This window comes from Streptomyces sp. NPDC016309, assembly GCF_043077235.1.
In the GTDB taxonomy this organism is placed as follows: domain Bacteria; phylum Actinomycetota; class Actinomycetes; order Streptomycetales; family Streptomycetaceae; genus Streptomyces.
In genome coordinates this window covers 440,566-466,395 of sequence record NZ_JBIBSG010000004.1, presented here as the reverse complement: position 1 = coordinate 466,395, position 25,830 = coordinate 440,566, and the positions used below count along the sequence as shown (strand labels likewise).

The 25,830-nt window shown below is 69.5% G+C and carries 17 protein-coding genes and 2 pseudogenes; 10 read left to right on the top strand and 9 right to left on the bottom strand.

Annotated elements, in window-relative coordinates; genetic code table 11:
- Positions 1-19 precede the first annotated feature (19 nt).
- From ACF068_RS13000 to zapE, 3 genes are all read right to left on the bottom strand, one after another.
- Complete coding sequence (locus tag ACF068_RS13000; protein ID WP_392274381.1) at positions 20-1,378, bottom strand: alkaline phosphatase PhoX; 1,359 nt, start codon at positions 1,376-1,378, stop codon at positions 20-22.
- 154 nt (positions 1,379-1,532) lie between these two features.
- Positions 1,533-1,958 (bottom strand): OsmC family protein, encoded by a 426-nt coding sequence (locus ACF068_RS12995; RefSeq protein WP_392274260.1) that lies wholly within the window; start codon positions 1,956-1,958, stop codon positions 1,533-1,535.
- Positions 1,959-2,011: 53 nt separating this feature from the next.
- Positions 2,012-3,067 (bottom strand): cell division protein ZapE, encoded by a 1,056-nt coding sequence (zapE, locus tag ACF068_RS12990; protein ID WP_392274259.1) that lies wholly within the window; start codon positions 3,065-3,067, stop codon positions 2,012-2,014.
- Positions 3,068-3,125: 58 nt separating this feature from the next.
- Here zapE and ACF068_RS12985 point away from each other — a divergent pair, with 58 nt between their 5' ends.
- From ACF068_RS12985 to msrB, 4 genes are all read left to right on the top strand, one after another.
- A complete protein-coding gene (locus ACF068_RS12985; RefSeq protein ID WP_392274258.1) occupies positions 3,126-3,899 on the top strand; it encodes a pyrimidine reductase family protein in 774 nt (257 codons plus the stop codon).
- 106 nt (positions 3,900-4,005) lie between these two features.
- Positions 4,006-4,491: an indole-3-glycerol phosphate synthase gene (locus tag ACF068_RS12980; RefSeq protein WP_392274257.1), complete on the top strand. Its 486-nt coding sequence runs from the start codon at positions 4,006-4,008 to the stop codon at positions 4,489-4,491.
- 42 nt (positions 4,492-4,533) lie between these two features.
- Entirely contained in the window at positions 4,534-5,946 is a 1,413-nt protein-coding gene (gene murC / locus ACF068_RS12975; RefSeq protein ID WP_392274256.1) for a UDP-N-acetylmuramate--L-alanine ligase, read from the top strand.
- A 9-nt stretch (positions 5,947-5,955) separates the two neighbouring features.
- On the top strand, positions 5,956-6,363 hold the full coding sequence (gene msrB / locus ACF068_RS12970; protein WP_392274255.1) for a peptide-methionine (R)-S-oxide reductase MsrB: 408 nt from the start codon (positions 5,956-5,958) through the stop codon (positions 6,361-6,363).
- Here msrB and ACF068_RS12965 read toward each other — a convergent pair.
- Both ACF068_RS12965 and ACF068_RS12960 read right to left on the bottom strand, forming a co-directional pair.
- Positions 6,315-6,869 (bottom strand): GNAT family N-acetyltransferase, encoded by a 555-nt coding sequence (locus ACF068_RS12965; RefSeq protein WP_392274254.1) that lies wholly within the window; start codon positions 6,867-6,869, stop codon positions 6,315-6,317. The two genes, msrB and ACF068_RS12965, sit on opposite strands and share 49 nt — an antisense overlap.
- Before the next feature lie 53 nt (positions 6,870-6,922).
- Entirely contained in the window at positions 6,923-7,312 is a 390-nt protein-coding gene (locus ACF068_RS12960) for a VOC family protein (protein ID WP_392274253.1), read from the bottom strand.
- 65 nt (positions 7,313-7,377) lie between these two features.
- On the opposite strand from ACF068_RS12960, the gene ACF068_RS12955 reads away from it, so the two are divergent.
- Together ACF068_RS12955 and ACF068_RS12950 are read left to right on the top strand one after the other, a co-directional pair.
- Positions 7,378-8,004, top strand: a complete 627-nt coding sequence (locus ACF068_RS12955) for a nucleoside/nucleotide kinase family protein (protein ID WP_392274252.1) — start codon at positions 7,378-7,380, stop codon at positions 8,002-8,004.
- A gap of 104 nt (positions 8,005-8,108) precedes the next feature.
- Positions 8,109-9,248, top strand: coding sequence for a M24 family metallopeptidase (locus tag ACF068_RS12950; protein ID WP_392274251.1), 1,140 nt, complete (start codon positions 8,109-8,111; stop codon positions 9,246-9,248).
- 86 nt (positions 9,249-9,334) lie between these two features.
- Here ACF068_RS12950 and treZ read toward each other — a convergent pair whose 3' ends face one another.
- The gene (gene treZ / locus ACF068_RS12945) at positions 9,335-11,080 is read right to left on the bottom strand and encodes a malto-oligosyltrehalose trehalohydrolase (RefSeq protein ID WP_392274250.1); all 1,746 of its coding nucleotides are present in this window, start codon (positions 11,078-11,080) and stop codon (positions 9,335-9,337) included.
- Between the two features lie 195 nt (positions 11,081-11,275).
- On the opposite strand from treZ, the gene ACF068_RS12940 reads away from it, so the two are divergent.
- The 4 genes from ACF068_RS12940 (at position 11,276) to ACF068_RS12925 (ending at position 23,753) form a co-directional block, all read left to right on the top strand.
- A complete protein-coding gene (locus ACF068_RS12940; RefSeq protein WP_392274249.1) occupies positions 11,276-11,824 on the top strand; it encodes an FHA domain-containing protein in 549 nt (182 codons plus the stop codon).
- Positions 11,825-12,627: 803 nt separating this feature from the next.
- Positions 12,628-16,179, top strand: coding sequence for a LamG domain-containing protein (locus ACF068_RS12935; protein WP_392274248.1), 3,552 nt, complete (start codon positions 12,628-12,630; stop codon positions 16,177-16,179).
- 142 nt (positions 16,180-16,321) lie between these two features.
- Positions 16,322-23,296 carry a polymorphic toxin-type HINT domain-containing protein gene (locus ACF068_RS12930; protein ID WP_392274247.1) on the top strand — a complete coding sequence of 2,325 codons (6,975 nt, stop codon included), beginning with the start codon at positions 16,322-16,324 and terminating at the stop codon, positions 23,294-23,296.
- Between the two features lie 19 nt (positions 23,297-23,315).
- On the top strand, positions 23,316-23,753 hold the full coding sequence (locus tag ACF068_RS12925; protein ID WP_392274246.1) for a DUF4259 domain-containing protein: 438 nt from the start codon (positions 23,316-23,318) through the stop codon (positions 23,751-23,753).
- A gap of 108 nt (positions 23,754-23,861) precedes the next feature.
- Here ACF068_RS12925 and ACF068_RS12920 read toward each other — a convergent pair.
- From ACF068_RS12920 to ACF068_RS12910, 3 genes and pseudogenes are all read right to left on the bottom strand, one after another.
- A pseudogene (locus ACF068_RS12920) lies at positions 23,862-25,134 on the bottom strand (tyrosine-type recombinase/integrase).
- Positions 25,131-25,307 (bottom strand): helix-turn-helix domain-containing protein, encoded by a 177-nt coding sequence (locus ACF068_RS12915; RefSeq protein WP_392274245.1) that lies wholly within the window; start codon positions 25,305-25,307, stop codon positions 25,131-25,133. Before ACF068_RS12915 ends, ACF068_RS12920 begins: the two are co-directional and overlap by 4 nt.
- Before the next feature lie 188 nt (positions 25,308-25,495).
- Positions 25,496-25,824: pseudogene (locus ACF068_RS12910) on the bottom strand (transposase); the annotation flags it as partial.
- Positions 25,825-25,830: the final 6 nt, after the last annotated feature.

Here is a 25,830-nt window from a genome sequence, read left to right as displayed (position 1 = left end):
CCCCCGCCGGCGTGGCGGATCAGCTCCAGGGGCCGGTCACCGCGAACGTCGTCCCCGGGGTGTAGCAGTTGACGTACATCGTCCCGCCGTCCGGGGAGAAGGTGACGCCCGCGAACTCGCCCCACTCCGGTCGCTCCGGGGTGCCGATGTTCTGCGCGCCTCGCGCCACCGCGTACACCTCGCCCCGCCGGGTCAGCCCGTACACGTGCTGGGCGCCGTTGCCGTCCTCGCACACCATCAGGCCGCCGCCGGGGGCCAGGCAGATGTTGTCGGGCGACTCGCCCGGCAGCCGGACGTCACTGCTCGGCCCGAACACGACCACCAGCGTCAGCCGGCGCCGGTGCGGGTCGTACTTCCACACCTGCCCGTAGTGGTCGGCGGCCGACCCGTCGGCGGACCGGGCGAAGCTGGAGACGAAGTAGACGCAGCGCCCGCCCCAGTAGCAGCCCTCCAGCTTCTGGGCGTGGGTGATGCCCTTGGGGCCGAAGTCCTGGAGCCGGATCGGCGTCTCCCGCGCCTGGCTGTCCGGTACGGGGACCCACTCGACGCCCTCGAACACCGTGCCCGGCTCCCGCACGGCCGACAGGTCCGGCACGCCCGGGACGCGCATCGCCTCCAGCTCGCCGCCGGCACGCAGCGAACCGGTGCCGCCGAGCGGCCGGTGGGGCAGGAAGCGGTAGAAGAGCCCGAACGGCTTGGTGAAGGCGTCCTCGGTCTCGTACACGATCCCGTTGTACGGGTCGACCGCCACGGCCTCGTGCTGGAAGCGTCCCATCGCCGTCAGCGGCACGGCGCCGGTGCGCAGCGGGTCGCCGGGGTGCACCTCGAAGACGTATCCGTGGTCCTTGGCGTACCCGTTGGTGCCCGCCCGGTCCTCGGTCTCCTCGCAGGTGAGCCAGGTCCCCCAGGGCGTCCGGCCGCCCGCGCAGTTGACGGCGGTGCCCGCGACGGCGACGCGCTCCCCGAGGACGTTGTTGCGCCCGTCCAGCTCCAGCGCCGTACAGCCGCCCTTGGCGCCGGTGTCGTAGGTCAGGCCCCGGACCGCCGGCACGCCGAGGGGGGCGGAGGCGCGGTTCTCGTGGTTGCGGACGAGGTGGACGCGGCCGCGCCGGCCGGCGAAGGCGCCCATGCCGTCGCAGTTGCCCGGCACCCTGCCCTCGCCGGAACGGAGGGGGTCGCCCGAGCGGGAGAGGACCTCGTAGCGGAAGCCCTTCGGCAGGTCCAGCAGACCGGCGGGGTCGGCGACGAGGGGGCCGTAGCCGGCCCGGCCGTGGGCGGCGGCGGAGCCGGCGAAGAGCTCCGAGAAGGCGCCGGCGAAGGCGATGCCGGCGACGGACGCGCCGGTGCGGGCCAGGATCTGACGTCGTGTTGCGGACAGCCGTTCGGACACGAGGCAACAACTCCCTGCTGACGGCACCCCGGGGGCCGGGGCCCCGGGGCAGGACAGGTGTGACGTGACCCGCACGTGTGTATCACGCAGTGTGGTGACACGTGAACAGTGCGAGCCACGTCGCCTCGTGTGTCGCCCGGTGTCAGACCAGCTTGGCGGTGAGGGTGATCTCGGTGCCGGTGAGCGCCTGGCTGACCGGGCAGCCGGCCTTGGCCTCCTCGGCGGCCTTGCCGAAACCGGCCTCGTCCAGTCCCGGGACCTCGCCCTCCACGGTGATGTGGATGCCGGTGATGCCCTTGCCCGGCTGGAAGGTCACGTCGGCCTTGGTGGTGAGCCGGGCCGGCGGGTTGCCCGCCTTCGTGAGCGAACCGGACAGGAACATCGAGAAGCAGCTTGAGTGGGCGGCCGCGATCAGCTCCTCCGGGCTGGTCATGCCGTTCGGCTCCTCGGCGCGGGCCGGCCAGGAGACCGGGTACTGGCCGATGCCGGAGGAGTCGAGGGACACGGTGCCCGAGCCCTCGGCGAGGTTGCCTTCCCAGACGGTGTGCGCGTGACGCGTGGTGGCCATGCCGGATTCCCTTCGGAACGATGCAGACCCCGGACGGGCCATGCCACCCAAACCTACTGCGCGACCAGCCCCTTGGCGTCGCGCGCCAGCGCGGTGAGCCGCGAGATCGCCCGGAAGTACTTCTTGCGGTATCCGCCGTTCAGCATCTCGTCACTGAACAGCTTGTCGAACGGCAGCCCCGAGGCGAGGACCGGGACCTCCCGGTCGTACAGCCGGTCGGCCAGCACCACCAGGCGCAGCGCCGTCGACTGGTCCGGCACGGCCGTCACGCCCGTCAGGCAGACCGCCCGGACGTCGTCGGTCAGCGCGCCGTACCGGCTCGGGTGGACCCGGGCCAGGTGCTCCAGCAGGTGCGGGAAGTCGTCGAGCGACGCGCCCGGCGTGGCGTACGCCGCCCTGGTCACCTGCTCGTCCGCGTACGGGGCCGGGGCCTCGGGCAGCCCGCGGTGGCGGTAGTCCTCGCCGTCGATGCGCAGCGGCCGGAAGTGGGCGGACAGACCCTGGATCTCCCGCAGGAAGTCGGCGGCGGCGAACCGGCCCTCGCCGAGCTTGCCCGGCAGCGTGTTGGACGTGGCGGCCAGCGCCACACCCGCGTCGACCAGCTTGCCCAGCAGGGTGGACACCAGGACGGTGTCGCCCGGGTCGTCCAGCTCGAACTCGTCGATGCACAGCAGCCGGTGCCCGCTGAGGGTGGCCACCGTCTGCTGGAAGCCGAGCGCGCCGACCAGGTTGGTCAGCTCCACGAACGTGCCGAACGCCTTGAGGGCCGGTTCGGCGGGGGTGGCGTGCCAGAGGGAGGCCAGCAGGTGGGTCTTGCCGACGCCGTACCCGCCGTCCAGGTACACCCCGCGCGGCCCGGTGGGCGCGGCCGGCTTCTTCTGGAACCAGCGGCGCCGCCCGGCGCCGGTCGCGTGCGCGCCGCCGAGCCCGGCCGCGAAGGAGCTGAGGACCTCGACCGCCTGTATCTGGCTCGGCTGGTTCGGGTCCGGTATGTACGTGTCGAAGCGGACCGCGTCGAAGCGCGGCGGCGGCACCATCTCGGCGACCAGACGGTCTGCCGGGACGTGCGGCTCGCGGGCGCACAAGGACAGCGGGGCCGCTTCGGTCATGGCACTGGCACTGGTCGACACAATCCCTCACTCTAATCGCCGTGCCAGACTGCACGGCATGCGACGCCTGTTCCCCGTGACCGACCGGACCGTCCCTCCCACGGAGGGCGAGTGGTCCCTCGACGAGCTGGCCGAGGCCTACGCGTACCCCGACCAGGGGCCGCCCGGCACCCCCTGGCTGCGCGCCAACATGGTGTCGTCCCTGGACGGGGCGGCCCAGCACGAGGGGCGTTCCCAGCCCATCTCGTCCGACACCGACATGCGGATCTTCGGCACCCTGCGCGGGCTGGCCGACGTGGTGATCGTCGGCGCCGAGACGGTACGCAAGGAGGGGTACCGCCCGGCACGCGCGCGGGAGGCCTTCGCCGCGCGGCGGGCGGCGGCCGGTCAGGGCCCGGCCCCCGCCATCGCCGTGGTCAGCGCCTCGCTGGAGCTGGACTTCTCCGCTCCGCTGTTCACCGGGCCGCTCGTGCCGACGCTGGTGCTCACCGGCGCATCAGCCGCCCCGGACCGGGTAAGCGCGGCTCGGGAGGCCGGCGCCGAGGTGATCGTCGCCGGGGACGGACCGGGCGTGGAGCCGGCGCGGGCGGTGCGGGCGCTGGCCGGGCGGGGACTGACCCGCCAGCTCACCGAGGGCGGTCCACGGCTGCTCGGGCAGCTGGTGGCGGAGGGGGTGCTGGACGAACTGTGTCTGACGGTGTCGCCGCTGCTGACGGCCGGCGGGGCGCAGCGGATCGCGGGCGGACCTTCGCTGAAGGTGCCGGAGCGGTACGCGCTGGCGTCCCTCCTGGAGGAGGACGGGTTCCTCTTCACGCGCTACGTCCGGAGCTGACCAAACAGCGGAATATTCCGTTCCGGTTAGCTTCCGGTGGGCAGACTTACTCACGCAGTCCCCGTGCGGACACGGGGAAGGATGGTTTCCGCAGAAGGGCTCCGAAGTGTTCACAAGCGTTCTGATGATCGAGAAGCCGCTGTCGTCCGTGGACGTGGAGTTCGTCACCACCCTCCACGAGGACGAGACGCTGTCCTTCATCGTCCTGATGCAGCCCCGCGGCGACCAGGCCGTCGTCCTGCTCCGGGCCATCGACGACGTCGCCCTCGGGGAGCTGAGAGAAGCCGTCAAGGAGGGCGAGGAGCCCGAGGGCAGAGCCGCCAGACTCCCCGCCCGGCAGGGCCTGGAGCACTCATTGCTCGCCCTGCGGGAAGCGGGCTGCGAAGCGGTCGGCGAGGTCGTGGAGGACCATCCGCTGGACAAGCTGAAGGCCGTCGTGGAGGAGGCCGGCGCGGACGAGGTGATCGTGCTGACCAAGCCCCACTACGTCGAGGAGTTCTTCCACCGGGACTGGGCCTCCCGGGCCCGCCACAAGGTCGGCGTGCCGGTGCTGAAGCTCTTCGCGCACAACGACGAGCCGGACACCGCATAGGCTGGGCCTCTCAACGACGCCGCACCCCGGGGAGAGACGCCCATGGCACCCGCCGTTCCCGCCGCCACGATTCCCGCCGCCATGGAGCGGCCGCACTTCATCGGCATCGGCGGCGCCGGAATGTCGGGCATCGCCAGGATCCTCGCCCAGCGCGGGGCCGAGGTCGCCGGCAGTGACGCGCGCGAGTCGGAGACCGCCGCGTCCCTGCGGGCCCTCGGGGCGACCGTCCACATCGGGCACGACGCCGGCAACCTGGCCGACGGCACCACCTGCGTCGTCGTCTCCAGCGCCATCCGCGCCGACAACCCCGAGCTGGCCCGCGCCACCGAGCTGGGCATCCCCGTCGTCCACCGCTCCGACGCGCTGGCCGCCCTGATGACCGGGCTGCGCGCGATCGCCGTGGCCGGCACGCACGGCAAGACCACCACGACCTCGATGCTCGCCGTCGCCCTCACCGAGCTGGGCCTCGCCCCCTCGTACGCCATCGGCGGCGACCTCGCCGGTCCCGGAACCAACGCCCTGCACGGCGACGGCGCGATCTTCGTCGCCGAGGCCGATGAGAGCGACCGCAGCTTCCAGAAGTACGACCCCGAGGTCGCGATCGTCCTCAACGTCGAGCTGGACCACCACGCCAACTACGCGTCGATGGACGAGATCTACGAGTCCTTCGAGGCCTTCGTCGCCAAGATCCGCCCGGGCGGCACCCTGGTCGTCGGCGAGCACTCCGGCGCCCGCGAGCTGGCCCGCCGGGTCGCCGGACGCGAGGACCTGACGATCGTCCGCGTCGGCGAGGCGGACGACGCCGACGCCCGGATCCTCGCGATCACCCCCAAGGGCATGACCAGCGAGGTCACCGTCGTCCTCGACGGCACCGAGCACACCTTCACCGTCTCGGTGCCCGGCCGCCACTACGCCCACAACGCCGCCGCCGCCCTCGCCGCCGGCGCCCGCGTCGGCATCGACCCCGCCGCCCTGGCCCAGGCCCTCACCGCGTACACCGGCGTGGGCCGCCGGCTCCAGCTCAAGGGCGAGGCCGCGGGCGTCCAGGTCATCGACTCGTACGCGCACCACCCCACCGAGATGACCGCCGATCTGGAGGCCATGCGCGGCGCGGCGGGCGACTCCCGTCTCCTCGTCGTCTTCCAGCCCCACCTCTTCTCCCGCACCCAGGAACTGGGCAAGGAGATGGGCCAGGCCCTGGCCCTCGCCGACGCCTCGGCCGTCCTGGAGATCTACCCGGCGCGCGAGGACCCGATCCCCGGCGTCACCAGCGCGCTGATCGTCGACGCGGCCCGTGCCGCCGGCGCCGAGGTCACCGCCGTCTCCGACAAGGACGCCGTCCCGGACGTCGTCGCGGGAATGGCCCGGCCCGGCGATCTCGTTCTCACCATGGGCGCCGGGGACGTGACCGACCTCGGCCCCAGGATCCTGGCCCGCCTGTCGGGCCGCGACTGAGGAGAGCACATGGCGTACGACGTCGAGAAGCCGGACGAGCAGTGGCGCGCGGAGCTGTCCCCCGAGGAGTACCACGTGCTCCGCGAGGCCGGCACGGAGCGCGCCTTCACCGGTGAGTACACCGACACCACGACCCGGGGCGTCTACTCCTGCCGTGCCTGCGGCGCCGAGCTGTTCACCTCCACGACCAAGTTCGCGTCCCATTGCGGCTGGCCGTCCTTCTACGACCCGAAGGACTCCGACGCGGTCGAGCTGATCCAGGACCGGTCCCACGGCATGGTCCGCACCGAGGTGCGCTGCGCCCGGTGCGGCTCCCACCTCGGCCATGTGTTCGAGGGGGAGGGCTACCCGACGCCGACGGACCAGCGCTACTGCATCAACTCCGTCTCGCTGAGGCTGACCCCCGACGAGGACTGAGCACTCCGCCCGGCCCGCCCGTCCGCCGCGCACCGGCGGACGAAGGCGAGGCCCGGGCGGCCGTCCAGGTCGACCTCCCCGGTGGGGGTGAAGCCCGTACGGGCCAGGACGGCGCGCGAGCCGGCGTTGTCCGGCGTCGTGACCGCCCGCAGGGTGGTCAGCCCGTACTCCCCGGCGGCCAGCTCGCAGACCTCCCGGACGGCGGCCGTGGCCAGCCCCCGTCCCGCCGCCCGCCGCGCCACCCGGTACCCCAGCTCGGCGGAGCCGTCCGCCACGTCGATCAGGTTGACGCGTCCCAGCACCTCGCCGCCGTCGCCCACCACGAGGTGGAAGAAGTGCAGCCCCCGGGCCTGCTCGGCCAGAAGCTCGCGGTGGCGGTCGTCGAAGCGCGTGAAGTAGTCGTCGCCGCGGTCGGGCACCGAGGCGGCGAAGTAGGCGCGGTTCTCCCGCTCGAACGCGAGGAGGGCCGGGGCGTGGTCGGCGCGGAGGCGCTGGAGCAGGGGCATCCGGCGATCGTACGCGGCCGGACCCCGGCGCCGGGGCGGCCGCCGCCGGACGGTCAGGCCGGCTGGAGGAGGTCCCAGCGGTTGCCGTACAGGTCCTCGAAGACGGCGACCGTCCCGTACGGCTCGTACCGCGGCTCCTCCAGGAAGCGCACGCCCGCCTCCCGCATCCGCGCGTGGTCGGCGGCGAAGTCCTCGGTGTGCAGGAAGAACCCCACCCGCCCGCCGGTCTGCGCCCCCACGCTCGCCTCCTGCGCCGAACCGGCGGCCCGGGCCAGCAGCAACCCCGTACCCGCCCCGGCCCCCCTCGGCCGGACCACGACCCAGCGCGAGCCGTCCCCGCGGTCGGTGTCCTCGACCAGCTCGAAGCCGAGGGCGCCGGTGTAGAAGGCGAGGGCGTCGTCGTAGTCACGGACGACCAGGGTGATGAGGGCGATGTGCGACATGAGGAAGACGTTATACGTATGACAAGGGGCTGACCAGCAGCCGGGCCGACTGCCACACTGCTCCCATGGACCCGCAGCAGCTCGCCGAGCTCACCGCCCGCGCCCGCCGCCTCGCCGTCCCCGGCACCCGGCGCGTCCTCGGCCTGGCCGGAGCGCCGGGCGCCGGCAAGTCGACCCTCGCGGCCCGGCTGGCCGACCGCCTCGGCCCACTCGCCGCCCTCGTCCCCATGGACGGCTTCCACCTAGCCCAGGCCGAGCTGCGCCGCCTGGGGCGCGCCGGGCGCAAGGGCGCCCCCGACACGTTCGACGCCGCCGGGTACGCCGCCCTGCTCGCCCGCCTCCGCACCCCCGAACCCGGCACCGTCGTCTACGCGCCCGCCTTCGACCGGTCCCTGGAGGAGCCGGTCGCGGGCAGCGTCCCGGTCGGGCCGGAGGTGCCGCTCGTCATCACCGAGGGCAACTACCTGCTCCACGACGACGGCCCCTGGGCGCCGGTCCGCCCGCTCCTCGACGAGGTCTGGTTCCTGGAGCTGGACGACCACCACCGCGTCCAGCGCCTCGTCGAACGGCACGTCAGGTTCGGCAAGGACCGCGCCCACGCCGAGCGCTGGGTCGCCGAGTCCGACGAGCGCAACGCCCGGCTGGTCGCCGCCGGACGCGACCGGGCCGACCTCGTCGTCCCCATGACCTGAGTCCCGCCGCCGGACCGGATGCCCCGGCCGCCTGACCCGATGCCCCGGCCACCCGACCGGATACCCGCTCGCGCCGGTCCCGGCACCCGGCGAGGATGACCGTCATGGACAGCCGCAGCGGCAGCGCTCCCGCCCCCTTCACCGCCGACGACCACCGCGCCCGCATGGCCCGCGCCACCGGGGCCGCCGCCTCCGCCGGGCTGGCCGGGCTCCTCGTCGCACCCGGCCCCGACCTGGTGTACCTCACCGGCTACCGCCCCACCGCCGAGACCGAGCGCCTGACGCTGCTCGTCCTCGCGCCCGGCCGGGACCCCGTGCTCGTGGTGCCGGCCCTGGAAGCCCCTGACGCCGAACGGGCCGCGGGCGCCGCCGCCCTCACCCTCCGGGACTGGACCGACGGCATCGACCCGTACGCGCTCACCGCCCCGCTCCTCGACCCCGAGGGCCGCTACGGGATCAGCGACAACGCCTGGTCCATGCACCTCCTGGGCCTCCAGCAGCGGTTGCCGGGCACCTCGTACGCCGCGCTCACCCAGGCCCTGCCCATGCTCCGCGCGGTCAAGGACGCCGCCGAACTGGCCCGTCTGGAAGCGGCCGGTGCCGCCGCGGACGAGGCGTACCGCCAGATCCTCGGCGTACGGTTCGCGGGGCGCCGCGAGACGGACGTCGCCGCCGACCTGGCCGCGCTGCTCAAGCAGACCGGCCACTCACAGGTGGACTTCACCGTCGTCGGGTCCGGGCCCAACGGCGCCAACCCGCACCACGAGGCGGGCGACCGCGTCATCGAGCGGGGCGACATGGTCGTCCTCGACTTCGGCGGCCTCAAGCACGGTTACGGCTCCGATACCAGCCGCACCGTCCACGTCGGCGAGCCGACGCCGGAGGAGCGGCGCGTCCACGACGTGGTGCGCGAGGCGCAGCAGGCCGGCGTCGAGGCGGTCCGGCCCGGTGCGACGTGCCAGGACGTCGACCGGGCGGCCCGCTCGGTGATCGACGCGGCCGGGCACGGCGCCTACTTCATCCACCGCACCGGCCACGGCATCGGCGTCACCACGCACGAGCCGCCGTACATGATCGAGGGGGAGGAGCTGCCCCTCGTCCCCGGCATGTGCTTCTCCGTCGAGCCGGGAATCTACCTGCCGGGCCGCTTCGGCGTCCGCATCGAGGACATCGTCACGGTCACCGAGGACGGCCGCGGCCGCCGCCTCAACACCACCCCGCGCGAACTCGCGCTCGTGGACTAGCCCCGGGTCCGGACCCGCCCCGGACCCGCACCGGACCGGGGCATGGGGGTCCGCCCGGGACGTGGCGCCGGTCCCGGGGCGCGGGCTCAGACGTCCGCCAGCACCACGCACGATTCCGCCGGCAGCGTCATCATCCCGTCCCCGTTCGGCATCTCCACCGGCTCCCAGGCCGCCAGGACCCGCCCGCGCGTGCCGAGCGGGATCCGGACGGGCTCCTTGGCGAAGTTGACCGCGATCCGCAGGTCCCCCCGCCGGTACGCCAGCCAGCGGGCCTCCTCGTCGTACGCCACCCGCACCGCGGCCAGGTCCGGGTCGGTCAGGTCCGGCTGCGCGGCCCGCAGGCCGATCAGGTCCCGGTACCAGGCCAGCAGCCGGGCGTGCGGCTGCCGGTCGCGCTCCGTCCAGTCCAGGCAGGAGCGGTCCCGGGTGGCCGGGTCCTGCGGGTCCGGAACGTCCTCCTCGGCCCAGCCGTGCGCGGCGAACTCCCGCCGCCGTCCGTTGCGCACCGCCTCCGCCAGTTCCGGGTCGGTGTGGTCGGTGAAGAACTGCCACGGGGTGCTCGCCCCCCATTCCTCGCCCATGAAGAGCATCGGCGTGAACGGCCCGGTCAGCATCAGCGCCGCCGCGCACGCCAGCAGCCCGGGGGAGCACGACGCCGACAGCCGGTCGCCCGTGGCCCGGTTGCCGACCTGGTCATGGGTCTGGGTGTAGCCCAGGAAGCGGTGCGCCGGGGTCCGCGACCGGTCGACCGGACGGCCGTGCGTACGGCCGCGGAAGGTGGAGTACGTCCCGTCGTGGAAGAAGACGTGGCTCAGCGTTTTGGCCAGGGCGGCGAGCGGCGCACGGGCGAAGTCCCCGTAGTAGCCCTGGGACTCGCCGGTCAGCGCGGTGTGCAGGGCGTGGTGGAAGTCGTCGTTCCACTGGGCGTGCAGGCCGAGGCCGCGCTCCTCGCGCGGGGCCGTGGTGCGCGGGTCGGCCAGGTCCGACTCGGCGATGAGGAACAGCTCCCTGCCCTGCTCGGCGCCCAGCTCGTCCACGGCCGCCGTCAGCTCCTCCAGGAACGTCAGCGCCCGGGTGTCGGCCAGCGCGTGCACGGCGTCCAGCCGCAGCCCGTCGACGCGGTAGTCGCGCAGCCAGGACAGCGCGCTGCCCAGCAGGAACGCCCGGACCTCGTCCGAGCCCGGCGCGTCCAGGTTCACGGCGGCGCCCCACGGGGTGTGGTGGGTGTCGGTGAAGTACGGGCCGAAGGCCGGCAGGTAGTTGCCCGACGGGCCCAGGTGGTTGTGCACCACGTCCAGCACCACGCCCAGGCCCAGGCCGTGCGCCGTGTCGACGAACCGCTTCAGCGCCTCCGGGCCGCCGTACGGCTCATGGACGGCCCACAGGGACACGCCCTCGTACCCCCACCCGTTGGTCCCGGGGAAGGGGCACAGCGGCATCAGCTCCACATGGGTGACGCCCAGGTCCACGAGGTGGTCCAGCCGGGCCGCCGCCGCGTCCAGGGTGCCCTCGGGCGTGTACGTGCCGATGTGCATCTCGTACAGCACGGCCCCGCGCAGCCCGCGCGCCGGGGACCCGTGCCGCCAGGCGTACGCGGCGTGGTCGACGACCGCGCTCGGGCCGTCGGGCCCGTCCGGCTGGCGCCGCGACCGCGGGTCCGGCAGCACCGGGCCGCCGTCCAGCGCGTACCCGTACCGCGCGCCGTCACCGGCCTCGACCTCGGCCACCCACCAGCCGTCCCGCTCCGGATCGCGCTCCAACCGGTGCGCCGAACCCTCAAGTTGGAGTTCGACCCGGTCCTCTGCCTGCGGTGCCCACACCTCGAACAGCACTGGTGATCCCCTCGTCGTCGTAACGCCCCAATCCTGGCAAGATCGAGAACGGGAAGCACGACACTTGGCCGAACGGACCGCACGCGTCGCCGCCCGGACCCGCCCCCGCTGATCACGTACCAAGACCGTACCAACGGGGTCCGACAACGCGGTCCGTCTGGACACCCCGGCCCGCTCGGACGGACAATCACGTCCGTGACGTCCGCTTTCGAGTCCCACACGTACCCCGCTCGGCTCTCCGACGCCGAACGGGACCGTGCGCTGGGACTGCTGAGGGAAGGCGCCGCGCAGGGCAAGCTGTCGCACGACACGTTCCTGCGGCGCATGGAACTGGCTCTGGTCGCCCGGCGCCCCGACGAGCTGGCCGTGCTCACCGCCGACCTGCGCACCGAAGGGCGCTGGTCCAGGCGGCTGTTCGGCTCGGTGGAGCGGATGTCCGCCTTCACGCTGCGGCTGCGCCGGGCGTGGCAGGCGGAGCGGCTGCCCAAACTGCTGCTGCCGGAGCCCGGACCGTACCCCCTGCGCATAGGGCGGGACCCCGCCAACGGGTTGCGGCTCAGCCATGAGACGGTCTCCCGCCTGCACGCCGAACTGCGCCTCCAGGACGGCCTGTGGGTGCTGCGCGACCTCGGCTCCACCAACGGCACCGCCGTCAACGGGCAGCGCGTCACCGGCCCGGTCGTCGTCCAGGCCGGTGACCTGGTGGCCTTCGGCCGCATGAGCTTCCGGCTCGCCGGCCCCTAAACGTCGTTCGTATGGTTGTGTGAAGGTAGGCGCGGGACGCGACCTGAGCGATGTCCCGCCCTGTGGGGTCGGGGTGCGCACCCATGCTTGTGGGCATGGTTTGAGTACCTCCCTCTCTCTCGTTGAGCTGCAGCGGTCGCTGAGTGAACCGCTTTGGGCTCAGGGGACCGTCGACCGTCTGGGTGATGCCTGGGCCGAAGAGATCTCTCTCCTCAACGCCGTCGCTCCGAGCCATGCACGCCCCGTCAGATGTGGAGGTCGAGCATGACGCCCGCCTCTGCACATCGGGGGCGGCCCGTCGCACAAGCAGGCCGGGAAGAGCTTGCATGCCTGCCCGGGGTATCGGAATGGCAACGATCGCTATTGCTGTTCGCGGAGGTTCTGCCGGCGGTACGGGGGGTGACCGGGGTGGGTCGCTGCTGCGCCTGGCCGGATGGGGCTGATGGGGCGGCGTAGTCGGCGGGTAACGGTCCAGGTGGGTGCGGATAGGACCCGGCGGACCATGCTACTTCCAGTGGCCGAATGTGGCCTTGCCAAGTGGAGCTTAACCAGCTCTGGCCTGCGGCTTTCTGACTGTGCGGCATCAGGGTGGGCCCTTGACTGGTGCATGGCGAAACCTGAGGATGTGGCGAATCTGTGTAGCAAACATGTAGCTCAGGGGTGGGGTCGTGAGGGGTAGGGGGTGGCGTCATGCACGCCACAGAACGGGCGCGCTGGCGGCCGTATCAGTGATCGCTTCAGTACTCGGCCCGCTAACAGGCACTGCGGTAGCGCAGGTACCGAAATCAGGTCCGACCACGGCAGTGGACGCCTCGGCGCTTGCTGCGCAGACAGGTGAGCCGGTCGAGGTGGTGTCGGAACGGACGGAGTACTCCACGAGCGTAGCGAACCCGGATGGCACCTTCACCCTGCGACAGTCAACGACACCGCAGAGGGTCAAGGGGAAAGACGGCTCGTGGCGAGATGTGGATGTCACGCTGGAGCGGCGGGCCGACGGCTCAGTCGGTCCGAAGTCCTCTGTGGTGGACCTGGCGTTCTCCGGTGGCGGCAGCGGCAAGGACATGATCCGGCTGGCAACCGGGCAGGGATCGGTCACGCTGGGCTGGCCGCAGCAACTTCCCAAGCCCGTTCTCGAGGGTGCCACGGCTACCTACCCCGAAGTCCTCACCGGTGTCGACCTGCAATTGACGGCAACGGCAGAGGGATACCGGGAAGTCCTGGTGGTCAAGACCGCTGAGGCGGCGGCGAACCCGGCTCTGAACCAGGTGGAGCTGTCTGCGACCGGTCAGGGGTTGACGATAGCTCCCGGGCATGGCGGCGGGCTTCGCGCCATCGACGAGGACGGCAACACTGTTTTCAAGGGTCCGGCCGGTCTGATGTGGGACTCCGCCGGCGACGGCGGCACGCAGACCCAGCTGCTTCACAGCGCACCCATCGGCGTCGCCGCAGGTGAGGCTGAAGCACCGGAGGCCGCTTCTCCGGACGGAGGGGACGCAACCGCGGAGCTGCCCGTCCAGGTCGCGGAGGGGTCTATTTCGATCAAGCCAGACCTGCAGCTGCTGCGCGGCGCGGAGACGGTCTACCCCGTCTACATCGACCCGACCATGGGTCTGGGCGTCTCGGAGCGCACCGTTCTGTCTTCGGATGGGGACCGGTTCTGGAACTTCGACGGTGACCTCGGTGTCGGCCGCTGCTACCGGGTGGGCCCGTATTACTGCGATGCCGACCATACCAACCGGATGTACTTCGAATTCTCACCGGCCAAACTGTCCGGACGGCACGTGATCGACGCGACGTTCCGCGCCTACGAGACGTGGTCGTTTTCCTGCAGCCCCCATGCGCTGCAGCTGTGGCGTACGGACAATATTTCCGAGGGCAGCCGCTGGCCCGGCCCGGCGAAGCTCGATCTCATGGGCGACCGTACGATCTCGGCCGGCCGTGGTACGTACTGTGACCCCGACCAGCCCGATGCGTGGGTTGAGTTCAACGATGCGGCCAGTGAAGCGGACGAGAACCTCACCAAAACGGTGCGCAACTTTGCCGACGGCAGGTTCTCCCGTCTTACCTTGATGCTTCAGGCCGCGGACGAGGGCAATGCGGACGCGTGGAAGCGCTTTGACGACAACGCCGAACTCAAGGTCGTGTACGTCATCAAGCCCGGCGCTGTGACCAATGATGGGGTCATTCCCGGCAACGGCACTGTGGAGCAGTGCAGCGTCAACGCTGCCGACCCGATCACTGTCACGCGTCCGGACCCCTTGATGCAGGCGCGTGTTCAGACGCTGGTCAAGCCGGCCACCGATGAGGAGCAGGGTTCACTGCGCGCCCACTTCTGGGTCGAACGGAAGATGCCCGATGGCACCTGGAGTGCAGCGCGCACCAATGTCCCTTCCAGCGGCTATTACGTGGACGACACCCTCGCCAAGCTGCGTCTGACCGGCGGCGTGGACGGATCGCTGTACCGGGTGAGGTCTTTGACGCAGACCTTCTGGACGTACGAGGGCGTGACCACGGCCATCTCGTCGGGCTTCAAGCGCTGGTGCTACTTCAAGATCGATTCCACAGCGCCCAAGGCACCGACCGTCACCTCCAAGGGCCCTTACGCCGAGTGCACGGCCACCCTCTGCGAGGGCAAGGGCGGTCCTGGGGTTGCTGGATCGTTCGCCATCGCCCCCAACGCCCTGGACAAGGACATCACCGCCTATCGCTGGCGCCTGCTGACCGAGCGAGCCGCGGACACCCATCGCTCGACCGGGCCCTTGGCCACCGTCGCGCCCGTGCCCACCACCGCCGGGACGCAAGTGCTGATCGTGGAAGCGATCGATGTGCGCAACCGCGTCGGAACCCCGGCGGAGTTCCACTTCAAGGTCGCACCCGCTCAGGGGCCGACCGGTCTGTGGCACTTCAATGACGGCACACCAGGCTCGACGGTGACCACAGCTACCGACAGTGCTACTACCGAGGGCACCCTCCGGCACGATCTCACCCTGCACCAGCAGGCCGGCACCGCCGCCACCTGGTCGACACTGGGCCGACGAGGCACGAGCGACCACTCGCTGCGGCTGAACGACGACGTGGCCGATCCGGCCAAGCAGCTCGGCTACGCCTCCACCAGCAGTGCTCCGGTCAACACCAAGGATTCCTTCACCATCTCCACCTGGGTCCTGCTCAGCGACGGAGAAAAGACGCGGGTGGTCGCTTCCGCGCCGGGCACAGCCGCGTCGGCCGCCTTCAACCTCTTCTACTCCGCCTCCTCCAAAAAGTGGGTCTTCAACCGGGCCGTCTCCGACTCGGCCACACCCGCCTATGTCAGCTCGGTCGCAGACGCCGCGAACCCGCCGCTGAACGTGTGGACCCACCTGGCGGGCGTCTTCGACACGAAGAACGACACCAACAAGGCCAACGACACCATCCAGCTCTACGTCAACGGCCGCCCCCAAGGCACACCCCTCACCCTCGCCACCGCAAATTCCGCGTACACCCCCTGGACCTCGTCGGCGGGCATCATGGTGGGCGCCTCCAAGGTCGGGGAGCACTTCATGGGCCGAATCGATGAGATGACCCTGTGGCAGCGGGCACTGACCGGCGATGAGGTACGTCTCGACACCAAGCTCGAGGTAGATGGCATTCCTGCTACCGAACTCGTCGCCTACTGGGATGCCGCCTCGGCAGCGAACGGCAAGGTCACCGAGTTCACCTCCTACGCGGCCGGCCCGATGACCATCTCGGCCACCGGTGCCACCGCTGACCCCGAACAACACGAGCTGCGCTTGGACGGCACCACGGGCTACATGTCCACCGCCGGCCCGGTGCTGGACGAGACCGGCTCCTTCACGGTGACCGCCGCTGTCAAGCTCGACGGAGCGAAGTTCGCGACGCTGCCCATCGGAGCACGCGCGCACGTCTTCGGACAGGCCACCCCTGATGGGAAGGAATCGTCCTGGGCGCTGTGGGTGGAGAAAGTGTCCGCCAGTGGCTACCTGTGGCGCTTCGGTCGCACGGCCACCGACGCCACCGGCAGGGTGATCGCCAGCGGGTCCGTCCCGTCCGAGATGCCGGCGGACACGGACACCTGGGTACAGGTCACTGGCGTCTTCGACGCCACCGAGGAAACCCTCACCGGCAACGGAGTCACACACCTTTATGTCGGCCCCACCAAGCAAATGCCGGTAGACGACTCAGCCTTCAACGCAAGCCAGCAGGGCCGTGGCGACATCGCAGCCGGACGGGGCCCCTCCGGCGGCGCCAACGGCCACTATCTCCCCGGCGCCCTGGACGAGCTTCGGGTCTGGGCCGGCGCCATGACAGAAGACCAGGTCATGACCAAGGTCATGGGAACCCCAGGCGCCGAATAGCCATGTCATGTGCCCGGCGGCCACCTCCAAGCCCACCAAGCCGCCGGGCCAAGGCACCCCTGTCACTTCCCCGCAGCAGCGAGCTGCGGACCACCGGATCACGCCGCGGGGCACGCGGCTTCAGCCAGATGGAAGAAGAGGCATGAACCGGTCCATACCGGCTGCCCTGCGAAGCAGCCGGAGCAGAAAACACCTCCCGATCGCGGCAGTCCTCGGATTTTCCATGATTCCGGGCCTCCTCACCCCGGTGGCCTTCGCCGCCGAAGTCGATCCGCTGGGCAAGCCGAAACTGGCCGCCCCTCAGTCGGTTGACGTGTCACCGTTCACCGCGCGGGTGAACAAGCAGAGCGCGGCCATAATGAAGAAGGGCGCCGAGACCCTCCGCGCGGACGCGGCGCGGGCCAAGGCGGACCAGGGCAAGAAGGCCGTCTGGCCCAAGGCCGGGACCGCCACGATCACCGTTCCTGCCACCGGCTCGGCGAAGGCCGCCCCCGGCACGCTGCCGATCACTGTCGCGCCGCCGAAGCGGGCCAAGGCGCGCGTGGCGGTCAAGGCTGCCGGCCCGGTGACGGTCAACGTCCTGGATCAGACGCAGGCAGCCAAGCTCGGCGTCAAAGGCGTCGTACTCACGGTGTCCGCACCCGCCACCGGCGGGGGCGCTGCCCTGGGCCTGGACTACAGCGCTTTCGCCGCAGCCTACGGCGGTGACTGGGCAGGGCGTCTACAGGTTCTGCGGCTGCCGGACTGTGCGCTGAACGACCCCGCCAGCAGCAAGTGTCGAACACGCACCCCGTTGGAGTTCACCAACGACCGCGCGACCGAACAGCTCAACACCGAGGTGACGTTCCGGACGGCTCAGGCACCCGCACTGACGCCCGGCGCCCGTGCCTCGTCCGCACCGGCCGCCACCCAGACGATGGTCCTGGCCCTGGCGGCGGGCACCAAGTCGGGCAGCGGCGACTACAAGGCCACGCCGCTGTCAGCATCCTCCACCTGGGAGGCCGGCAGCTCATCCGGCAGCTTCACTTGGTCCTACCCGCTCAGTGTCCCGCCGTCTGCGGCCGGCCCGAAGCCGAGTCTAGGCATCTCCTACAACTCAGGTGATGTTGACGGCCGCACCGCCTCGACCAACAACCAGAGCACGGTCATCGGCGAGGGCTTCGACATCACCTCCTCCTACGTCGAACGCAAGTACGGCTCCTGTGACGATGACGGCCAGACCGACAAGTTCGACCTGTGCTGGAAGTACGACAACGCCTCCCTCGTCCTCAATGGCAAGGCCTCCGAGCTCGTCAAGGACGACACCACAGGCAAGTGGCGGCTGAAGAAGGACGACGCCTCCATCGTCACCGTGACCACCGGTGCTGAGAACGGCGACGACAACGGCGAGCATTGGACCATCACCACCGGCGACGGAACCAGGTACGTCTTCGGCCTCAACAAACTCGCCGGTGCCGGTGCCACCGACCGCACCAACTCGGTGTGGACCGTACCCGTCTTCGGCGATGACGCGGGCGAACCGGGCTACGCGGACGGCTCCTCCTTTTCCACCCGTGACAAGAAGCAGGCCTGGCGGTGGAACCTCGACTACGTCGAGGACACCCACGGCAACGCCATGTCCTACTGGTACACGGCCGAGACCAACCACTACGACAAACTCGGCGACGACAACAACGGCACCCCCTACACCCGCGGCGGCCACCTCAACGAGATCCGCTATGGCCAGCGCGCCGGCGCTCTGTTCTCCGCCACTCCCGCTGCCTCGAACAAGGTCGTCTTCGGCTACGCCGAGCGTTGCATCGGCACCGACTGCGGCTCCCTGACCGACGCCACCCGCGACAACTGGCCCGACGTGCCCTTCGATGCGGAGTGCAAGGCGGATGTGAAATGCACTGGCAACACCGGCCCTAGCTTCTACACCCGTAAGCGCATGACCGGCATCTCCACTCAGGCCTGGGACGCGGCGGCCACCACTCCCGCTTACGCTTCGGTGGACGCCTGGGCCCTGACCCAGCAGTACCTCGACCCCGGCGACACCGGCGACTCCACCGACCAGGCCCTGTGGCTCTCAGAGATCAAGCACACCGGCAAGCGCGGCACCGACCTCAGCCTTGACCCGGTCAAGCTGACCCACGAGTTCCGCCCCAACCGGGTTGACGGCGCGACCGACGACATCCTCTCCCTGGAAAAGCCGCGCCTGCGCACCATCGTCTCGGAGGCCGGCGCGCAGACGATCGTCAGCTACATGCAGGCCGATTGTCTCGCCGGCCAGACCATGCCCAAGGTCGACACCAACACCCGCCGCTGCTACCCGGTCTACTGGTCACCCAACGGCGAAAAGGAACCCATCCTCGACTGGTTCCACAAGTACCCCGTACAGGGCGTCTCCACCATCGACGCCAAGGGCGGCTCCGAGGCCGTCGAGCACACCTACACCTACTCCGGTGGCGGCGCCTGGCACTACAACGAGGACCCGCTGGTCAAGGAGAAGGAACGCACCTGGTCGATCTGGCGCGGCTTCGAAAAGGTCACCCACCTCACAGGCCTCGCCGGCAAGACCCAGTCCAAGACCGTCACCGTCTACCTGCGCGGCATGAACGGCGACCGCGTCCTCGGGACAGACGGCAAGACCCCACACCCAGACCAGCGCAAAACCACCACCATCACTGGCATCAAGGCCCCGGAGATAACGGACGCCGACCAGTACGCCGGCTTCACCCGCGAATCCGTCACCTACAACGGCGTGACCGGCCCCGAGGTCGGCGGCACGGTCAACGACCCGTGGTCCAAGCGCACCGCCACCCAGCACAAGTCCTACGCCGACACCGAGGCGTACTACGTCCGCACCGCGGCCAACCACTCCCGCACCAACGTCACCACCATCAGCCCGCCCCGGGACCGCGTCCGCTCGACCGCGACCACCTACGACGCCTATGGCATGGCCCAGACCGTCGAGGACAAGGGGGATGACGCCCTTCCCGGTGACGAAACGTGCACCCGTAACTGGTACGCCCGCAACGACGCCGTCGGCATCAACAACCTTGTCGCCCGCACCCGGACAACGGCCAAACCATGCGCCACCCTCGACACCGCCCTCGACCTGCCCGCGGACTCCACCCGCCCCGGCGACGTCATCTCCGACACAGCCATCGCTTACGACACGCTGACCTGGACTGCCGCCCAGAAGCCCACCAAGGGCGAAGCGCAGTGGGCTGGCCGCGCGAAGGCGTACGGAACTGACGACCAGCCCGTGTGGCAGAAGGTAGCCACCACCACCTACGACGTACTTGGCCGGCCACTGACGGTCCAGGACACGAGCGGGGCCACCACCGCCACCACGACCTACACCCCCACGGCGAACGGGCCGCTCACCGCGGCCAGCACCACCAACGCCAAAGCGCACAAGACCACGAGGCTCCTGGACTTCACCTCGGGTGCCACGCTCAAGGTGACCGACCCGAACGGCAAAATCACCGAAAGCCAGTACGACAGCCTCGGCCGCGTCACCAAGGTCTGGTTGCCGAACCGGCTGACCTCGCTGGCCCAAGCCCCCAACTACACCTATACCTACAACATCACCTCCTCCGCACCCTCCTGGGTGGCCACCAGCGTGCTCAAGGGCAACGCCAGCGGCTACAACACCACCTACGAGATCTACGACTCCCTACTGCGTCCCCGCCAGACCCAGGCACCGTCCCCCAACGGCGGACGCCTCATCGCGGAGACGCTGTACGACGAGCGAGGCCTCGCCTCCTCATCGCTCGCGGACATCTGGGACGAGACCGGCGCTCCGTCCGGCCAGCTCGTGGCCACGGACGGTGGCCAGGCGCCCATGCAGATCGACACCACCTACGACGGTGCCGGCCGCGCCATCAAGGCCGAGACCAAGGTGAAGAACGTCCTGCGCTGGACGACCGGAACCACCTACACCGGCGACACCGTCACCACCACCGCCCCAGCGGGCGGCCAGGCCACGGCTGTAGTCACCAATGCCCTCGGGCAGACCACACAGCGCCGTGCCTATGGTGGCCCGCAGGCCACTGGTGAGGACTACACCACCACCGCCTTCACCTACACCCCGACAGGCGAGCAGGCCACCATCGAGGGTCCCGACAAGGCCAAGTGGCTCTACGAATATGACCTCTTCGGCCGCAAGACGAGCGTGACCGACCCGGACAAGGGGAAGTCCACCACTACCTACAACGAACTCGACCAGGCCACTGCGTCCACCGACGTCACCCAGAACAAGACACTTACCACTGAGTACGACATCCTCGGCCGCAGGACGGGCTTGTGGGAGGGCACCACCAAGACCGACGCCGGCAAACTCGCGGCCTGGACCTTCGATACGCTCGCCAAGGGACAACAGGACACGGCCGTCCGCTACGAGAACGGCATCAACCAGACCACGAGCAAGGCCTACACACAAAAAGTCACCAGCTACGACCCGCTCTACCAGCCCACCGGCAGCCAGCTGATCCTTCCCGCCAGCGACCCGCTCGTCACCGCCGGCGTCCCGCAGACACTCTCGGCCACCGCCGCCTACAACCTCGACGGAACGGTCCGACAGGCCAGCAACCCCGCCCTCGGCGGCCTGCCCGCGGAAACCGTCGCCCACACCTACGGCGACCTCGGCCAGCAGCTCACTGCCCACGGCACCACCCAGTACCTCCAGGACGCCCAGTACTCCCCGCTGGGCGACCTGCGCCAACTGACCCTTGGCACCAGTTCAACCGCCAAGAAGACCTACCTCGGCTACGACTACGAGGACGGCACCCGCCGGCTCACCCGCTCCTACGTCACCGACGACGTTCACGGCTACATGCCGCAGGAGCTGAAGTTCACCCAGGACCAAGCCGGAAACGTCACCTCCATCTTCGACGGCACCACCCAGGGCGGCACCGCAAAGCCCGACTACCAGTGCTTCACCTACGACGGCCACCGCCGCATGACCGAAGCCTGGACCCCCAGGACCACCGACTGCGCCGCCACCGGCCGCACCACCGCCAACCTCGACGGCGCCGCCCCCTACTGGACCAGCTACACCTACAACGCCGCCGGCCAGCGCGCCACGGAGACCGAGAACACCCCCTCGGGCGCGAAAGCCACGACCTACACCTACGGCACCCCCAAGGGCCAGCCTCACCCGCTTGCCAACACCACGGGTGCGAAGGCTGCGACCTACGGATACGACGCAGCAGGCAACACCACCAGCCGCCCCGGAACCCAGGCTCAACAAACGTTGACCTGGAACACCGAGGGCAAGCTGGTCGGCACCACCGAACCTGCCGTGGGCACCAAGCCCGCACTGAACACCAGCTACTTGTACGACGCCTCCGGTGAACTCCTGATCCGACGCGCGTCCGGCGATGGTGACACCGTCCTCTACCTTGGTGGCAACGAAGTTCGCCTCACCACCAAGGGCACCACCAAGACCCTCAGCGGCACCCGCTACTACACCGCCGCAGGCCAGACCATCGCGGTCCGTACCGCAACCACAGGTGTTACCGGCACCAAACTCAGCTTCCTGGCCCCCGACCATCACGGCACCAGCAGCCTTGCCCTGGACGCCACCACCCTGGCCCTCACCAAGCGGTACACCACCCCCTTCGGTGCCCCCCGCGGCGTTGCCCCTGGCAATTGGCCCGACGACAAGGCCTTCCTGGGCAAGCCCACTGACTCCATCACTGGGCTCACCCACATCGGCGCCCGGGAATATGACCCCCGTATCGGCCAGTTCATCAGCGTCGACCCACTCATGGACCTGGCAGATTCCCAGACCCTCAACGGCTATGCCTACGCCGGCAACAGGCCTGCCACCTCTTCCGACCCGACCGGCCTCTGCTTCGCTGACGTCTGCGGCATCGGCTATCCGGTCGGTGGCACCACCGGTGGTGCACCAGAGGACATCGAATACGTCAAGTCGGACGGCGGCACGGGTAGCCACGAGAACAGTGGTCCTCTCGGCAACGGTGCCACTTCGAACGGCACGTCGTCGGTCGTTTACGGAAGCGTCATCGTGCCGACAGCCTGGAGCGGAAGCAGCGAATTCACCAAGCGGTTCTGGGCATATCTCGACGACGAATCCAAGTACAGCCAAGGTCAAATACACCCGGTCTACTCCGACATCGAAAACTCCGCGGCACAAGGGCGGCTCGGTTGGTACGGGCTCAACGTCTGCTGGGCCATGAAATCGTGTCCCACGAAGTTCATGAACAGCTTGAGAGACCTGTCCATCGAATACACCAAGGTTGTGATGGCCAATGGATCGGAAGGCCCTGGTGCCGCTCCCGGTGCCGCTCCAGGTGTGACCGGCAAGGCCCCCAAGGGCGGCTGCAAGTGCTTCTTGGCCGGCACCGACGTCCTCATGGCCGACGGCACCACCAGAGACATCGAAGATGTGGAACTCGGTGACGAAGTACTCGCCACCGATCCGGAGACCGGCAAGCAAGGCCCCCGCAAAGTCACACGCCTCATCCGCACCGAGGACGACAAGCAGTTCAACAAGCTCTCCATCGCCACTGAGGGCGGCATCGAGGAACTCACCGCCACACACGAGCACCCCTTCTGGTCTCCCTCCGAACGAGCCTGGGTCGAAGCTGGGGAGCTCCGTGCCGGGATGACGCTGCTTACCGACGACGGCGACACCGTCATCGTCACCGGCAACGAGACCTTTACCAGGCACGCCCGTACCTACAACCTCACCGTCGATGACCTGCACACGTACTATGTGCTGGCGGGCGAGACTCCGGTCCTGGTTCATAATGCGAATTGCGCGCCCGGGACGCTGCCCGGAACAAAATTCGACGTGCCGACCGAGCCGGGTATCTATACCATTCACCTGAATGACGGGACGAAGTACGTAGGAAGCTCCACCACAAGCATCAGGGAGCGCGTCAATAAATCGATGCGGTCGAAGCATGCGGTACGCAAGGCCGGATATACAGCAGACGACGTGGTCAACGTCACATACCTCACTCTGCCGCGCGGTACAGACGGGGTTGCGATTCGCCGCATGGAACAGTCGATGATGGAAGGGGTAAAGGAGAGAGGCTGGACTCTCTTGAACCGGAGAGATCCAGAGATTCAAGTCCCATTCGGCGGGTACCTGCCGTAAGTCTCGACTGGAGTTTGTGATGGGAACCTGGGGATCAGGCCCGCTCGACAGCGACACGGCCGAGGACTACCTCGATGAGCTGGAAGAAAAGTCTGTATCGCAGCGGCTGGCAGTCGTCGAGAAAACCTTCCGCTCTGCCATCGGGGCAGGAGGTGGGTCCAATTCCTCTGTGCTGCCTGAGGAAGTCATGGCTGCTGCCACTGTGGTTGCGGCCAATATTCCGGCCGGGCGCGCATTGGCCTGGAACGAGGAATACCCGAGTATTACGGAATGGCTGGCGAAGCCGATTATGCCCGCCCTCGCCTCGTCTGCGATTCAGGCGCTGGAAGTGACATTGCCCGCAGACGGCTGGTTCTGGAGGAGCTGGGTTGACGCTGGCGAGAGGGAAGAGGCTCAGGCTGCAATCGACAGTTTGAGATCTGTCCTGCGCTACGTCAGCGAAGGCGAATCTACGTAGTCCGCTGGCCGATATCGACCTGAGGGTCGGCTGCATGCGAGGAGCCCCACCGAGGCGCGGGATTCGGTGGGGCTCCTCAGCGGTTTGACGGCAACGCTGACGGCAACGTCAGTGGACGACAGCTGCGACGGGTGGGTCGTCGAGGTCTTCGTCCTGGCCGCTGAGGGTGTTGCCGAGGGTGTCGATGGCTTGTCGTTGGAGTCGGAGTCTCACGTGGGCGTAAACGCCGGCGGTTACGCCGATGTGGGCGTGACCAACAGGTCTTTGATGACGACGAGGTCGACGCCCTGTTCGAGGAGCAGGGAGGCGGTCGAGTGGCGGAGGTCGTGGAAGCGGATGCGTCGAAGTCCGGCCCGGTTTGATGGAAGTTGCGGAAGCGGCGGGTGAGGTTGGCCGGGTCGAGAGGCCGTCCTGTGGGCGTGGTGAATACGAGCCCGCTGTCGCTCCAGTCCGATCCTGCTGTCTCTCGCTCCTTGTCCTGGCGCTCCTGGTGCTTCTTAAGGGAGGGGAGGCATTCGGTTGGGAGCGCGATACGGCGTTCGGATGCCCGGGGCTTGGTGGGCAGGTGGGTGAGGCCGCCGGTGCGGGTGCTCTGGAGCGAGCGGCGGATGCTGGCTGTTCCGGCGTTGAGGTCGAGGTCTTCCCAGGGAGGCCGAGGAGTTCGCCCTTGCGCAGTCCGGTGCGCAGGGCGAGTTCGTACAGGGCGTGGAGCCGGTCGGCGAGGGCCGCGTCGAGGAACTGACGGGCCTCTGCCGCAGTGAGCGGATGGAAGCGTCTGGGCTGGTGCGTCGTGGTCTTGACATTGCGGGCGACGTTGCGGGGCAGCTCCTCTTCGCGGACGGCGTGTTCCAGTGCCGACTTGAGTACCGAGTGCACGTAAGTAACGGTCAAGGCGGACAGCCGCTTCTTGCAGCACTCGCCGACCGCGCAGCACTTCTTCCGTTCGGTGTCCAGGCCCTGGGTGCAGCACCGGCAGGTGGTGCGGAGCCGGTCGAGGAAGGTGCGGACGTCCTTAGCCGTGAGGCAAGCGATCTTCTTGGTGCCGAGGCCGAGGCCGGGATGAGGTGGAGGCGGACGCAGGCGGCGTATCGGGTGTGGGTGTTCTCGCGGAGCCGGTGGACGGCGACGCTGCCCAGCCAATGGGTGAGGTACTCGCCAACGGTGCTGTCTGCGGTGGCGGCGGGCAGGCCGCGGTTGCTGTCGGCGATCTTCTCGGCGAGTTAGTCGGCCGCGTTCCTACGGGTGGTGTCGTAGACCCGGACGCGTTTGCGGGTGCCATTGGCGGCGAGGACGTAGCCGGCGGCTTCCCAGCGGCCGTCCTTGCGCTGTAGTGGGTGCCTTCGCCGTTGGCGCGGGCCTTCTTGCGCTTGGGAGCGGTCATCGGGCGGCCTCTTCCAGGTGGGGCTGGACGTAGTCAGCGAGGGCGTGGGCGGGGACGCGGCCGATGGTCAGCGAGGCCAGGCGGCGGGTGCGCATCAGGTCGTAGAGGGCGGAGCGGCCGATCTTGAGGAGGGCCATGGCCTCGGGAACGGTGAGGAGTTCGTCGTCACGCACGAGTCGCTACCTCCTGTTCGCGTGTCGGGCCGCCACCGATGAGTGCGGCGAGGCGTTCGAGGTCGGGGGTGAGACCGGTGCCGTCGTAGGCCCAGCGGGCGGCGACGAGGTGGTCGGGGAGGTTGGAGGGGTGTGGCGGCGGTGCCAGGCGGCCCGGAGCGCGCCGAGGGTGGTGGAGTAGGCGCGGGTCTTGGTGGAGAAGTGGCCGCGGAAGCGATCGTCCAGTCGACGGCGCCGACGGCATCGCAGTGCTGCTGGACGTGGGCCAGGAGCCGTTCCCAGCTGCCGTCGGCCGACCAGCGGCGGAAGCGTTCGTAGACCGTCTCTTCCATGGCCCGTACCGTGCCGGCGGGTCCAGCCAGGCCGCCCCGGTGGACAGCTTCCCCAGGATGCCGTTGACGACCTGGCGGCGGTCCGGCACCGGTCTGCCCATCCGTGGCGGAGTCAGCAACGGCTCGATCACTGCCCACGACTCATCGGTCAGTACATGACGACGCACCACGAACAAACCAACGATCGACCG

Coding starts and splice junctions, on each gene's coding strand:
- ACF068_RS12985 (WP_392274258.1), top strand. CDS start 3,126: ATGCGACGCCTGTTCCCCGTGACCGACCGGACCGTCCCTCCCACGGAG.
- ACF068_RS12950 (WP_392274251.1), top strand. CDS start 8,109: ATGGACAGCCGCAGCGGCAGCGCTCCCGCCCCCTTCACCGCCGACGAC.
- ACF068_RS12925 (WP_392274246.1), top strand. CDS start 23,316: ATGGGAACCTGGGGATCAGGCCCGCTCGACAGCGACACGGCCGAGGAC.
- zapE (WP_392274259.1), bottom strand. CDS start 3,067: ATGACCGAAGCGGCCCCGCTGTCCTTGTGCGCCCGCGAGCCGCACGTC.
- ACF068_RS12960 (WP_392274253.1), bottom strand. CDS start 7,312: ATGTCGCACATCGCCCTCATCACCCTGGTCGTCCGTGACTACGACGAC.
- ACF068_RS12995 (WP_392274260.1), bottom strand. CDS start 1,958: ATGGCCACCACGCGTCACGCGCACACCGTCTGGGAAGGCAACCTCGCC.
- murC (WP_392274256.1), top strand. CDS start 4,534: ATGGCACCCGCCGTTCCCGCCGCCACGATTCCCGCCGCCATGGAGCGG.
- ACF068_RS12955 (WP_392274252.1), top strand. CDS start 7,378: ATGGACCCGCAGCAGCTCGCCGAGCTCACCGCCCGCGCCCGCCGCCTC.
- ACF068_RS12965 (WP_392274254.1), bottom strand. CDS start 6,869: ATGCCCCTGCTCCAGCGCCTCCGCGCCGACCACGCCCCGGCCCTCCTC.
- msrB (WP_392274255.1), top strand. CDS start 5,956: ATGGCGTACGACGTCGAGAAGCCGGACGAGCAGTGGCGCGCGGAGCTG.
- ACF068_RS12930 (WP_392274247.1), top strand. CDS start 16,322: ATGAACCGGTCCATACCGGCTGCCCTGCGAAGCAGCCGGAGCAGAAAA.